This is a genomic window from Spirillospora sp. CA-142024 (assembly GCF_050942325.1).
GTDB lineage: Bacteria > Actinomycetota > Actinomycetes > Streptosporangiales > Streptosporangiaceae > Spirillospora.
Map to the genome: position 1 here is coordinate 6,506,280 of NZ_CP192077.1, position 11,828 is coordinate 6,518,107.

An 11,828-nucleotide genomic window follows, 5' to 3' on the forward strand; every position below is an offset into this window, starting at 1 on the left:
CGGCGCTACCTCTGACCGGGCGGGCCGATCCGCTGGAGCACGGAGGCATAGCGGGGGCGCCGGTCCGGGCGGGCCCGTCCCTCGGCGTGCCGCAACGCCGAGACCGCCGCGCCGCCGAAGAGGACCAGCCCGTCCACGGCGGCCTCCCGGACGGGCGCGCGCGGGTGGCCGAGCAGCTCGACGAGCCGCGGGATCGCGGGCTCCCAGCGCGCGTGGCTCACCGTCCTGATCGCCGAGCGCACGACGCCGGGCTCCCGGTCGTCCAGGAGCCGCGTGGTCTGCTCCAGGTAGGCGGTCCGGTCCAGGACCCGCCGAGAGACGCGGTGGGCGAGGAGCCTGATGCCCGTCTCACGATGCCCGGCGAGCTCGCCGATGAGCGCCTCCAGTTCCGGGTCGCGGCCGGACGCCCCCTCCTCGTGCCGTTCGGCCAGCCTGGTGAGCGCCCGCCGGACCTCCTTCGGGCCCCCGGTGCGGGCGCGCTCGAACAACTCGTCCCGCGACGGCTCCCGGGCGGCGGCGGGGTCGCGTTCGCGGAGCGACCGCAGGGCGGCCTCGTCGGCGCGCGCGGCCGTGCGGGGGTCCCGGAGCGGGCCGTCGACCAGATGGAGACTTTCCGCCAGGTCGGCGCGTCCCTCGTCATGGAGGGTCCGGACCGTCGCCGCCAGAGCGGAGGTGCGCAGCAACGGCCGTCCCGCGAGCAGGTCGAGGAATCCCCACGCGCCGCCGGCGAGCCGGCCCGCGACGGCCTCGGCCACCAGGTCGGCGGGGGCCCGGCGCAGCGCCCGCGCGGCCGCCTCCCGCGCCACGGCGCTCCCGTGCTCCCAGCAGGAGACGAGGGCGGGGACGAGCCGGTCCAGCCCGTCCGGCTCGATGTGGGCGGCCAGGCGGGCGAAGCGCTCACCCGGTTCATCCGCCCAGGGCGGATCGGTGCCGGCCTGGTCCGCCAGAGCCGCGGCGAGCGCCGGGGCGTCGCCCGGCCCGGCCTCGACGCGACCTCGCAGGTAGGCGCGCAGGACCGCGGCCCGGGCGGCGGGCTCCGGCCAGCCGAGCAGAATGCGCGCGGCCTTCTCGCGGCGGTCCGCCGGCTCGCCGTCCAGCATCGCCAGAAGGCGGCGCCGTTGCACCTCGGAGCGCGGCTGGTCGAGATCGTCCGGCCGCGGGGCCCGGGCTTGCGGCGCCGGCCGGGAGGCTTCGGCGAGGGTCCACGGCGGGGCACCGAGCGGCTGCGTTTCGAGCATCCGGCCGAGCAGGGCCCCGCGTGCGGGGGACGGCACCTCCGGGAAGGCGTCGATCATCGCGTCGATGCGCGCCCGCGAGGTCACGTCCGTGCGGGCGCACCACGCGCGCAGAGCTTCGGGATCATGGACGACCCGCAGGAGGGACTCCCGGAGGGGCGCCGGGTCCGCCACCGGTGGCCGGCCGAACGCCTCACGCAGGACGGCCCGCTCCTCGTCCGCCGGTGCCGGGCCCCGGCGGGCCGCGGCGAGCGCCTGATCGAGGTCGTCCCGTTCCGGGACGGCCCCGCACAGCCGCAGGACGACGAGCCGCGCCGCGCCCAGATCCAGCCCGCGTACCCGCGCGGCGACCCGCGATCGGCCCGCCGGTTCCAGCCGCGGGACGACCTTCTCCAGCAGTGCGAGCAGGCGGCCCTGCCGCTGCCGTCCGACGACCGCGAGCCCGCCGGCCAGCGTCTCCGCCGAGCGCGCGAAGATCTCCAGTTCGACGTCGGCCCAGGGCGGCGGGCAGAGATCGACGACCAGCCGCAGCGCCCGGTGGTCCGAACCGGCCAGGTCGAGCCAGCGGGGCAGGAGGGACCGCGGGCCCAGGCCGACCGCCGGTCCGCGGCGTCCCCGTTCGTCATGATCGGCCAGGACGCGGCGCGCCGTTCCGGCGTTCCAGCCACCGGCGAGGAGCAGCGCGTCCGCCGCCCGCTCCGCGGGCTCGACCACGATGCCGTCGCGGGCCAGGGCGGCGGCCGCCCGTCCGTCGAGCAGGCCGGTGAGGCTCTCCAGCAGCAGGGACCGGGAACGGTCCTCCGTGGCGCGCTCCGCCGCCGCGAGGACCGTGGCGGCGAACGCGCCGCCGAGGACGGCCCGCAACGCCGCCGTCAACTCCTCCCGGAACCCCGGGTTGTCGTGATGGCCGAGCCAGAACAGCAGCTTCGGGACCGCGGCCGGCCCGCCGGCCCGGGCGAGCGCGCCCGCCGCCGTCTTCTTGACGTTCATGTTCGGATGGTCGAGACAGGCCGCGATCGCGGGCGCGGCCCCGTCCGCCCCGGCCTCCGCGAGAGCGAGCAGCGCCTGCCGGACGGTCTGCGCGTCGCCCGCCGCGGTCAGCGGTATCAGGCTCGCCGACAGCGCCCGCGCGTCGCCGGCGTCCCCGGCGATCACCGCGATCGCGCCGCCGCGGACATGCCGGTCCCGGTGCCGCAGCAGCGGGTGAACGCGCGCCCTGGCCCGGCGGTGCGGATTCCGGCGGACGAGGTCCAGCAGGATCGCCGATTCGCGCGCCCCGAGCCCCGGACGTTCCAGGAGATCCAGGGCCATGTCCGCGACGAGGACGTGCCCGGCCTCGTCCGCGCCGGCCGCGTCCAGCAGGCAGCGCGGCCGGATCGCACCGCGGCGGAAGAGCCGGCCGCCGAGTTCCCGGAGGGCCGTCTCCACCTCCTCGGGAACGGACGGCCGCGCGCCCTCGTCCGGGCCGCCGGCAAGGTCGGACACCACCCGGAGCAGCAGGTCGGCGACGGCGGGAAGCGCGGCGGCGTCGCCGTTGCGGGCCAGCCTGCACAGCGACTCGGCCGGCTCGTCCGGGTCCAGGTGCGCGCGGAGCAGGGCGAGTTCCCGCGGATCCGGGCCGCCGAGGTCGGCGGCGATCCGCCGGGGCAGATCGCGCGGGTCGAGCCGGTCCAGGATGGAGTGCCGCACCGCAGGGTCGCCGCCGAGGTGCCAGAGCAGTTCCAGGGCCCGGTGCGCGAAGGGGCGCAGGTGCGGGGCGATCTCCCCGCCGTCCAGTCCGAGCCCCTCCCGCAGGACGGCCACCGTACGGTCCCCGCCGACGGCTTCGAGCGCGTCCAGGGCGGCACGGGGCGCGCGCTCCATAAGGCCGATGACGGTCTCCTCGCCCGCCTCGTGGCGGAGTTCGCGGATCGCCCTCAGATACGGAACCGGATTGGCGGCGGCCCGCGCCCCATCGCAGACCGCGGCACCCGCGTCCAGCCCGGTACCGCCCTGCGCGTCGAGCGCGACCAGCAGTTCGAGGCGTCGTGCGGTGCCGGAGCCCGCCGCCGTCAGTTCCCGGAGCGTCTCGTGCCGCCGGGTGTAGAGGAGCACGGCCACGTCCTCGGCGGGAACGCCGTGGTCGGCCAGCGCCAGGCGCACGATGTCCGGCACGTGCCGCTCGTCCGGAAAGTGGCCGCGCCGGTGCAGGCCGCCGAGGCAGTCGAAGGCGGGCCGCGCGAGCAGCAGCGGGTCCGAGGCGGCGACGGCCACGACATCGCCGACGTCCTCGCGGGCCGCCACGTCGCCGAACAGTTCCAGGGCGCGCCGCCGCAGCCTCGGAGGCCGGTCCGGATCGGCCGCGACGCCGAGGAGCAGGTCCCGGTGACCGTGCCGGGCGGCGGCCTCGACCGCTGCGTCCGCCGCGTCCGCCGCCCCGGATCCGAGCAGCCGGCGGACCCGGTCGTGCGGCAGCGGATCGAGGGCCGCCCACGGCTCGGCAAGTTCGCGCAGAGCGCCGGGGACGTCGGCGAGCGGCCCGGCGAGAAGCGCCCGCGCACGGGCCGGTGCCAGCACCCCCGCGTGGAGGGCCGCCCGGGTGATCCGCACCGCCTCGGCCCGGAGCGCGGGATCGTCGCGTTCCGCCAGTTCGCGGGCGAGTGTCTCCGGCTCCTCCAGGTCGAGGACGTCGAGGGCGTGCACGGCCTGGTAGAGCGGCTCACCGCCCGGCTCGTCCCGCAGCACCCGGGGATCGTCGGCGATCCTCGCCGTCAGCCGGACGATCCGCGCGGGAACCGGCGGCTCGTCGATCATGCCGCGATGATAGGGCCGCGGCGGCCGTGCCGATCGGCGAGGATGGCGGCATGGACGCGAATCCGAACATGCCGGCGGTGCCCGAGGACTGGGACCGGGCGCTCGCGATCGTGGCGCACCCCGACGACCTGGAGTACGGGACGTCGACGGCGGTCGCCAAGTGGACGGGCCAGGGCAAGACGGTGACGGAGGTGCTCGCCACCCGCGGCGAGGCCGGGATCGACTCGATGGACCCGGACGAGGTGCGCCGGATCCGCAGCGCGGAGCAGATCGAGGCGGCGCGGATCGTCGGCGTCGAGACCGTCGAGTTCCTCGACATGCCGGACGGCATGCTAGAGTACGGGCTGCCGCTGCGCCGCGCCCTCGCCGCCGCGATCCGGTGGCACCGGCCCGAGGTGGTGCTGTCGGTGAACTTCCGGGAGACGTTCCCCGGCGGCGGGTTCAACATGGCCGACCACCGGGTGCTCGGCCTCGCCGTCGCGGACGCGATCCGGGACGCGGCGAACCGGTGGGTGTTCCGCGACCTCGACCTCGAACCGTGGCAGGGCGTCCGGTTCGCGCTGTTCGGCGGATCACCGCAGGCCACCCACCACGTGGACGTCGGCGATCACCTGCAGGCGGGCATCGACTCGCTGCTCGCCCACCGCGTGTACTTCTCGAACCTGGGCGAAGGGTTCGACGCGGCGGCGTTCCTCACCGGGATGGCCGAGACGGGCGGGCGCGCCGCCGGCGTCGAGCACGCGATGACGTTCGAGATGATCGGCGGCTAGCGGCGGGCGTTGGGCCGCTTGCCCTTGTTGTGCTTGCTCCGCTTGCGGGCCCGGCGTTTGCGCGTCTTCTTCGACATGCCCCGATTGACCACCCGCGGGGCGTCCGAGGCAAGGGTTCGTGCGCCCGCAGACAGCGGAAACCCGCCCGCCCGCACGTCCGAAAAGGGCGCGCGGGCGGGCGGATGAAAGTCCGGCTCAGCCTTGGTCCGGGTCAGCGGACCTCGGTGATCTCGGGGCCGCGTTCGAAGGGGGCGAAGGTCTGCACGGCCTCCTCTTCCTCCTCCTCGCCGGCCTCGCTGAACTCCTTGGGGATCTGCAGCTCCAGCAGGTCGCGCGGCGGCATCGGCGCGTCGCCGCGGTGCACGACCACGCCGCGCAGCACGTCCTCCAGGACCTGCCACTGCTCCTCGTCCTCGATCGCGGCGCCCTGCACCACGGCCTGCAGGAACCAGCGGGGGCCGTCCACGCCGAGGAACCGGATGATCTGCGGCGCCCAGCCCTGCTCGACGAACTCCTCCGGGATCTGCTCGCGGACCTCCGGCGGCATCTCCGCGAGGACCTCCTCGGTCAGCGCCGCGGGGACCATCGCCAGAAGTTCGGGGCCGAACGGGCCCTCGCCCTCCTGGGTCTGCCCCTGCGCCTCCTCCTGGATGTCCTTGGCGGTCTCACGGCGCACGTCGTCCCAGATGCCGCTGCGCTTCGGCGCGGCGAACGCCTGGAGTTGCATGGCGCTCTCCTCGTACTGCACCAGCACGGCGACGGGTCGCGCGTCCAGCGCGTTGCCCTCGTCGTCCACCTGGGTCGGCTCCAGGTTCACCTGGAAGCCCAGCCCCGGGGCGACCGGCACCCGGATGCACCCGAAATCAAGCCGCTGCATCTCGGGGAAAGAGTCCGCGGAATCCCACGGGCCGCCCGTGGCCGACTCCGCCTCGGCGGGAGCCTCCTCGGCGGTCTCCGCCGGCTCCTCGGTCACCTCGGCGCCCTTCGCGGGCTCCTCGGCCTGCCGGCGACGTCCAAAAGCCACGACTCACACTCCTTCTCGACTGTGCTCATTGTTCCCGAAACCAGGCGCCGGACCGAATCCGCCGGTGGAGCCGAGGCCGTTCGTCCCGCGGGCCGACCCGGGAAGGCCGGTGACCTCGTGGAACACCGCCTGCTCCACCCGCTGCACGACCATCTGCGCAATGCGGTCTCCGCGCCGCAGCGTGACCGTGGCGCGGGGGTCGGTGTTCAGCAGGGTCACCTTGATCTCACCCCGATAGCCGGCGTCGACCGTACCGGGTGCATTGACTATGGTCACTCCCAACCTAGCGCCCAATCCGGACCTCGGGTGAATGAAAGCCGCGTAGCCGTCAGGCAGCGCGATGGCCACCCCGGTGGGAACGACGGCGCGCTCCCCCGGCGGCAGCTCGACGTCCACGGCCGTGACCAGATCGGCGCCCGCGTCGCCCGGATGGGCGTACCGCGGCAGGGGCAGCTCCGGATCCAGCCGCTGGATCAGCACATCGACCTTGCTCACGGGCTCCACCTCACGCGCGTACCTGCCGGAAAACCACACGACCCTACCCAGGTCACAGTGTCCGGCGGCCGCCGAAACGCCGCCGCCGCGCGAGTCCGGCAGTTGACCCTACCCGTTCCCGGGAGTGACCACTTCCGGAAGGTTTGCTCCTGAACCGACGGATTACGCGTAGCGTCGCTTCTGTTACCCGCGGTGCTTCTGTGGGAGTTGCGTCCCGCAGGAAGGGGACGACATGGCCACTCCCGAGCGCGAGGTCACGCATCGGTCGCTGGACGGCGTCCGGGTCCGGCTCGCCGGCGACCATGATCTCGGACGTCCGTGCACCTCGGTGGCTCGGATCGCCGACGGCGGACGGCTGCACGAGATCTCCAGCGGTACCCGCGAGGACGCGCTGGGCTGGGCCGACGACATCGGTCTCGGCCCCTTCGAGCAGGAGTTCCGCATCCAGGGCGGACGGCTGCGGGTCGGCCGGACGGCGACGCGGGACGCCGAGACCGGGCTCAGCGACCCGGTGCTCGGGGCCGTGTGGGAGGGACGCCGCCACGCGGTGTTCACGCACCTCTACCACGGGCGCCCGGCGGACGCCGTGGCGTTCTTCGACAAGGTGCGGCTGACCGAGCACGGCGACGGGATCACCGCCGTCCCGCGCGGCCGCGCGCGGCGTCCCGAACCCGCCGAGCTGGTCAAGGAGATCCCCGGGCTCGGCCTCCTGGAGATCACCGCGCTGACGTCGGGGACGCGCAAGCGGCTGCCGCCGTGGCGCGGCGCCTCGGTCGCGGGCGGCGAGCTGTTCCAGGACACGGTGGAGGGCCAGGGCCCGTACTTCCTGCTCGCGCTGAAGTCGCTGCTGGTGACCGTCCTGCCCGAAGAGGATCGGGCACGGGACGTCCCGCGGCGGCTCGGCGGGCTGAAGGTGGAGGCGATCCGTTGATCGCGCTGCTCGCCGGCATCGCGGCGGTCGCGGTCCCGCTCGTGCTGCTGACGTCGCTGTTCGGGCAGGTCAGGCGGCCGTCGGCGGTGGCCGGGGCGCTGCGGGCGCAGCGCGTGTTCCCGGCCCCCTTCGCCGGTGCGGTGGCGGCGGCCGTGATCGCCGCGGAGGCGGTGGCGGGCCTCGCCGGCGCGGTGGCGCTGCTGCTCTGGCTCGACGGCCCCATGCGCGTGACCAGTGGTGCGGCGGCCGTGCTGCTCGGCCTGTACGCGCTCTACGGGGCGTATGTGTCCCGCACTCGGCGCGGTGCCCCCTGCGGCTGCGCGGGCGCCGGCACCCCGATGACCGGCTGGGTCGCGGGGCGGGCCGCCGCCTTCTCCGGGCTCGCCGTGGTCGGCGCCCTCCACGGCCTTCCTGCTGGTTCGACCGCATACGAGTTGTTCATCGCCGTGGTGGCGGGGCTGGGGTTCGCGGCGATCCTCTGGACGCTCCCGCACGCCATGGCACGGGAAAGCATGGCCCAGGAGAGGAGGACGGCCGGATGAGCTTCCAGAACAGCGCGCTGCTGCTGTCGTGGGTGGCGATCCTGCTGCTCGCTCTGGTCGTCGCCGGCCTCGTCCGGCAGGTCCACGCGCTCGGCCGGGGAACGTCCCCGCCCGCCGGCCTCGGCCTCGCGCCGGGCGCCCGGGCGCCCGCGTTCGACCGGCTCGGGCCGGGCCTGCTGCTCTTCCTGGACCGCGACTGCGGCGTCTGCGGCGACGTGCTGGCCGCCGCCGGTTCGCTGGACGGGCCGCTGCACGCGATCTTCGCGGGCCCGCCGCCCGGCGACGCGTCCCGTCCCGGCATGACGGTGCTGGGCGGCGAGCAGGACGGCCTGTTCGCCGACTACCGCGTCCCGGCCACCCCGTTCGCAGTGCTCGTCGGCGCCGACGGGCGGGTGCGGGCCACCGAACCCGTCGGCTCCCCCGAAGCCCTCCGCGAACTCACCCTGGAGGCGGCACGGTGACCCCGGAAGGCACGATGATCGAGCTCGAAGACGTCCCTCCGCTGCGCGGGCCGCGCCCGGCCGGCGCAGAGCGCGCCCGGCGGCGTCCCGCCCCCGCGGACGAGCCGAGGTTCCGCCCGGTGCGGCGCAGCGTCCTCACCGGCCTCGCCGCGGCCGGCGCCACCGCGGGCCTGAAGGCCCTCGGCGTCTTCCCGCCCGCGCGGGAGGCGCTCGCGTCCGGATTCCAGCTCGTCGGCTACTACGACATCTATCCGCGCTGCCCGTCGTATGCGGCGAACCACAACTGCTCTCCCGGCTGCGGGCCGAGCCTGGTGTGCAGCGTGTGCTGCCGGACGAGCGGAAAGTACAAGGGGTTCCACAAGTCCGGCGTGTCGGACCCGGGGCGCTACAAGCTGCGCCCCAACCAGTGCTACGGCGGCGGATACGACGGCTGGATCTGGGCCTACGCCAAGAGTTGCGGCAGTTGCGAGAAGGGCGTCACCTGGCGCTGCCACGACGGGTGGAAGAAGTCCAAGGCGGGCAACTGGTACAAGACCATCTGCCGCAAAGCGATGGCGTGCAAGAACTGACCGCGGGACGGCTGCGGCGGGGCACGACCGATCCGCTCATCCCGGTGGCCGCCCTCGCACTGCTCGCGATCGCGTCGGCCGCCCTGGACGCCACCGTCCTGTGCTGGTCGTCGATCGGCGCGCTCGCCGGGTTCTCGCTGTCGGGCAGCGTTTGAACGCGCAACAGCGAATCCGTGCTGTTCTCGCCAGGTTGGCGGGCTCCGATACGGCAGGGCGAGGTCCTGGCCGTCTTCACCCTCGGGCTCCTGCTCGGGGGCACGCTCGGCGCGACGGTCATCTGGCTGCTCTCGGGCCTCTCCGCGCCGCTGCCGTCGCCCGCGCGCACGGCCGCGATCCTGGCCGTCGCCGCCCTGGGCGCCGCCCGCGAGTTCGGCCTGATCCGCCTGCCCCTCCCCCAGAACGCCCGCCAGATCCCCCAGGAAGTCCTCCAGACCCACCTGCGCCGGGGCGCCCTCCAGTTCGGCTTCGAACTGGGCACCGGCGTCCGGACCTACGTCTCCGCCACCGCCCCCTACGTCCTGGCCCTGGCCCTGCTCCTCGTCCACGAGGACCTGCCGGTCACCCTCCTGGCCGGTGCCGCCTTCGGCCTCGGCCGCGCCCTGAGCGCCGCCCTCACCTACCTGGCCCGGGACGACCACCGGGACGCTGCAGTGGCCCTCCGGATCCCCCACATGAAGACCACCACGGCGACGGCGTCCCTTCTCGCCCTCGCTCTCCTGACCTTGTAACGCCTGATCGCCCTTGACGAATGTCCGGAAGGGTCGGTTCGATAGAAACCGAACGGCGTTCAGAATCGTGAGGACGGTGTGCGGTGACGACGGTACGGGCGACCGCCGGAGACGACCTGTCGGACCTCGCCTTCTGGTCCCTGCCCCAGGCCCGGCGGCTGGAGGCGTTCGCGCGGCTCCGGGAGCGCGAGACCCCGGCGTTCTTCCCGGAGCTGAAGCTGCCGTTCATCAGGACGGGCCCCGGCTACTACGCGCTCGCCCGGCACGCGGACGTCGTGGAGGCCAGCCGGACGCCGGAGGTCTTCAGCAGCGAGCCGTGCTCCAACAGCATCGCCGACCTGCCCCGGTACATGGCCCGCTACTTCGGCTCGATGATCAACATGGACGATCCGCGGCACGCCAAGATCCGCCGGATCGTGTCGCGGGCGTTCACCCCGCGCGTCCTCGCCAAGCTGGACGCCGACCTGCAGACGACCGCCACGCGGATCGTGGACGACCTGCAGCGCAGGGGCGCGGCCGACTTCGTCACCGACGTCGCGGCCCGGCTCCCCGTCCAGGTCATCTGCGACATGATGGGCATCCCCGAGCGGGTCCGCCCGATGGTGTACGACCGGACGAACATCATCCTGGGGCTCGGCGACCCCGAGTACACCGGCGGCAAGGACTTCAACCGCGACGGCATCACCCGGATCGGCGTCCTGTACGGGCTGCTCAAGGCGATGACGGCCGGGTACGAGCTGAACCATCTGGCGATGAAGCTGGCCCGCAGGCGGCGCCGGCATCCCGGCGACGACCTCGTTTCGAGACTCGTCTCCGCCAACGTGGACGGGGAGTCGCTGACCGACCAGGAGATCGGCTCGTTCTTCATCCTGCTCGTCGTCGCCGGCAACGAGACGACCCGCAACGCCATGACGCACGGGCTGAAGCTGTTCACCGACAACCCGGAGCAGCGGGCGCTGCTGATGGAGGACTTCGAGGCGCACATCCCGGGCGCGGTGGAGGAGATCGTCCGGATGGCGACGCCGGTCATCCAGTTCCGCCGGACGGTGACCCGCGACCACGAGATGAACGGCCAGGAGTACAAGGCGGGCGACAAGGTCCTGCTGTTCTACAACTCCGCCAACCGTGACGCGGAGGTGTTCGAGGACCCGGACGTCTTCGACATCACCCGCTCCCCCAACCCGCACGTCGGGTTCGGCGGGCCGGGCCCGCACTTCTGCCTCGGCGCGAACCTGGCCCGGCAGGAGATCACGGTGATGTTCCGGGAACTGTTCACCCGCGTCCCGGACATCCGGGCGAGCGGCGAGCCGCAGATGCTCTATTCGAACTTCATCAACGGCATCAAGCACCTGCCCTGCGCGCTCTGAGCGGCTCAGGACGCCCGGTACCCGGCGGCCCGCGCGGCCGGCGACACGGCCAGGTAGTCGAGGGCGCGCTGAGTCGAGCACTCGCGGGACGGGTGGTAGTCGCGCCGCAGGTACGCGCGGGCGGCGGCCAGCATGAAGCGGTTGCCCGGGAACAGCCCGCGCCGCACGGCCCGCCGGTAGTCGCGGACGCGCGGGCTGACGCCGTGCAGCGTCGGGTCGGCCCGGCACAGGAACGCCGCCCCGACGTACACCGTCAGCGGCAGCGCGAGGACGCCGGCGAAGAACGCGATGAACCGCCTCCAGTACAGCCCTGACACGTGCTCGTACACGTCGAACGCGACGGAGCGGTGCTCGACCTCCTCGGCGCCGTGCCAGCGGAGCAGGTCCATCATCGTCGGGTCGGCGCCGGCCTCGTCCAGCGCGCGGGCGTCCAGGATCCACTGGCCGAGCACCGCCGTGTAGTGCTCGATCCCGGCGATGGTGCCGATCCTGACGAGCAGCCAGTGCCTGCGGGAGATCAGCGGCAGCGGGGGCCGGTCGCCGAGGATCCGCTTGAACAGCCACTCGATCCGGTCGGTGAGCGGGCGCGGGTCGAGGCCCTGCGCGCGCATCTGCCGGTCGAGGACGCCCTGGTGGGAGTAGGCGTGCACGGCCTCCTGGCCCATGAAGCCCTTGACCTCCTGGTACAGGCGCTCGTCGTCCTCGACGAGAGGGAGCGCCTGCTTGTAGACGTGCACGAACCACCGTTCGCCGGCGGGCAGCAGGAGGTGCAGCACGTTGATGAAGTGCGTGGCGACCGGCTCGTCCGGGATCCAGTGCAGCGGCGTGTCCGCCCAGTCGAACTTCACCCGCCGGGGGGTGATGACGGGGTGCCGCTCGTCGATCTCGCTCATGTCCGCCCCTACAATTGGAC

Annotated in this window: 12 protein-coding genes; 8 read left to right on the forward strand and 4 right to left on the reverse strand. The window is 73.9% G+C overall.

All coding sequences use genetic code 11. The features are described from left to right. Positions 1-5: 5 nt before the first annotated feature. On the reverse strand, positions 6-4,028 hold the full coding sequence (locus ACQPZP_RS30825) for a HEAT repeat domain-containing protein (protein ID WP_433473220.1): 4,023 nt from the start codon (positions 4,026-4,028) through the stop codon (positions 6-8). 50 nt (positions 4,029-4,078) lie between these two features. Here ACQPZP_RS30825 and ACQPZP_RS30830 point away from each other — a divergent pair, with 50 nt between their 5' ends. After that, positions 4,079-4,798 (forward strand): PIG-L deacetylase family protein, encoded by a 720-nt coding sequence (locus ACQPZP_RS30830; protein ID WP_433473221.1) that lies wholly within the window; start codon positions 4,079-4,081, stop codon positions 4,796-4,798. Positions 4,799-5,009: 211 nt separating this feature from the next. Here ACQPZP_RS30830 and ACQPZP_RS30835 read toward each other — a convergent pair whose 3' ends face one another. Both ACQPZP_RS30835 and dut read right to left on the reverse strand, forming a co-directional pair. Then, complete coding sequence (locus tag ACQPZP_RS30835; RefSeq protein WP_433473222.1) at positions 5,010-5,822, reverse strand: DUF3710 domain-containing protein; 813 nt, start codon at positions 5,820-5,822, stop codon at positions 5,010-5,012. 3 nt (positions 5,823-5,825) lie between these two features. Next, positions 5,826-6,317, reverse strand: a complete 492-nt coding sequence (dut, locus tag ACQPZP_RS30840) for a dUTP diphosphatase (protein WP_433473223.1) — start codon at positions 6,315-6,317, stop codon at positions 5,826-5,828. A gap of 232 nt (positions 6,318-6,549) precedes the next feature. Here dut and ACQPZP_RS30845 point away from each other — a divergent pair, with 232 nt between their 5' ends. The 7 genes from ACQPZP_RS30845 to ACQPZP_RS30875 all read left to right on the forward strand — a co-directional run bounded on the left by ACQPZP_RS30845 (position 6,550) and on the right by ACQPZP_RS30875 (position 10,915). Beyond that, positions 6,550-7,248 carry a hypothetical protein gene (locus ACQPZP_RS30845; RefSeq protein WP_433473224.1) on the forward strand — a complete coding sequence of 233 codons (699 nt, stop codon included), beginning with the start codon at positions 6,550-6,552 and terminating at the stop codon, positions 7,246-7,248. Beyond that, on the forward strand, positions 7,245-7,790 hold the full coding sequence (locus tag ACQPZP_RS30850; protein WP_433473225.1) for a MauE/DoxX family redox-associated membrane protein: 546 nt from the start codon (positions 7,245-7,247) through the stop codon (positions 7,788-7,790). Before ACQPZP_RS30845 ends, ACQPZP_RS30850 begins: the two co-directional genes overlap by 4 nt. Then, entirely contained in the window at positions 7,787-8,251 is a 465-nt protein-coding gene (locus ACQPZP_RS30855) for a hypothetical protein (protein WP_433473226.1), read from the forward strand. The genes ACQPZP_RS30850 and ACQPZP_RS30855 overlap by 4 nt, the downstream gene beginning before the upstream one ends. Before the next feature lie 14 nt (positions 8,252-8,265). After that, positions 8,266-8,820, forward strand: coding sequence for a hypothetical protein (locus ACQPZP_RS30860; protein ID WP_433473227.1), 555 nt, complete (start codon positions 8,266-8,268; stop codon positions 8,818-8,820). Next, positions 8,808-8,975: a hypothetical protein gene (locus ACQPZP_RS30865; RefSeq protein WP_433473228.1), complete on the forward strand. Its 168-nt coding sequence runs from the start codon at positions 8,808-8,810 to the stop codon at positions 8,973-8,975. Before ACQPZP_RS30860 ends, ACQPZP_RS30865 begins: the two co-directional genes overlap by 13 nt. A gap of 18 nt (positions 8,976-8,993) precedes the next feature. Continuing rightward, positions 8,994-9,548 carry a hypothetical protein gene (locus tag ACQPZP_RS30870; protein ID WP_433473229.1) on the forward strand — a complete coding sequence of 185 codons (555 nt, stop codon included), beginning with the start codon at positions 8,994-8,996 and terminating at the stop codon, positions 9,546-9,548. Positions 9,549-9,631: 83 nt separating this feature from the next. Further along, positions 9,632-10,915 carry a cytochrome P450 gene (locus ACQPZP_RS30875; protein ID WP_433473230.1) on the forward strand — a complete coding sequence of 428 codons (1,284 nt, stop codon included), beginning with the start codon at positions 9,632-9,634 and terminating at the stop codon, positions 10,913-10,915. 5 nt (positions 10,916-10,920) lie between these two features. Here the strand turns inward: ACQPZP_RS30875 and ACQPZP_RS30880 are convergent, their stop codons facing one another. Next, positions 10,921-11,808 carry a metal-dependent hydrolase gene (locus ACQPZP_RS30880; protein ID WP_433473231.1) on the reverse strand — a complete coding sequence of 296 codons (888 nt, stop codon included), beginning with the start codon at positions 11,806-11,808 and terminating at the stop codon, positions 10,921-10,923. Between the last annotated feature and the right edge of the window lie 20 nt (positions 11,809-11,828).

What these genes read in the sequence shown, in the direction of transcription:
- ACQPZP_RS30845 (WP_433473224.1), top strand. Translation starts at nt 6,550, where the DNA reads ATGGCCACTCCCGAGCGCGAGGTCACGCATCGGTCGCTGGACGGCGTC.
- ACQPZP_RS30825 (WP_433473220.1), bottom strand. Translation starts at nt 4,028, where the DNA reads ATGATCGACGAGCCGCCGGTTCCCGCGCGGATCGTCCGGCTGACGGCG.
- ACQPZP_RS30830 (WP_433473221.1), top strand. Translation starts at nt 4,079, where the DNA reads ATGGACGCGAATCCGAACATGCCGGCGGTGCCCGAGGACTGGGACCGG.
- ACQPZP_RS30880 (WP_433473231.1), bottom strand. Translation starts at nt 11,808, where the DNA reads ATGAGCGAGATCGACGAGCGGCACCCCGTCATCACCCCCCGGCGGGTG.
- ACQPZP_RS30860 (WP_433473227.1), top strand. Translation starts at nt 8,266, where the DNA reads ATGATCGAGCTCGAAGACGTCCCTCCGCTGCGCGGGCCGCGCCCGGCC.
- ACQPZP_RS30855 (WP_433473226.1), top strand. Translation starts at nt 7,787, where the DNA reads ATGAGCTTCCAGAACAGCGCGCTGCTGCTGTCGTGGGTGGCGATCCTG.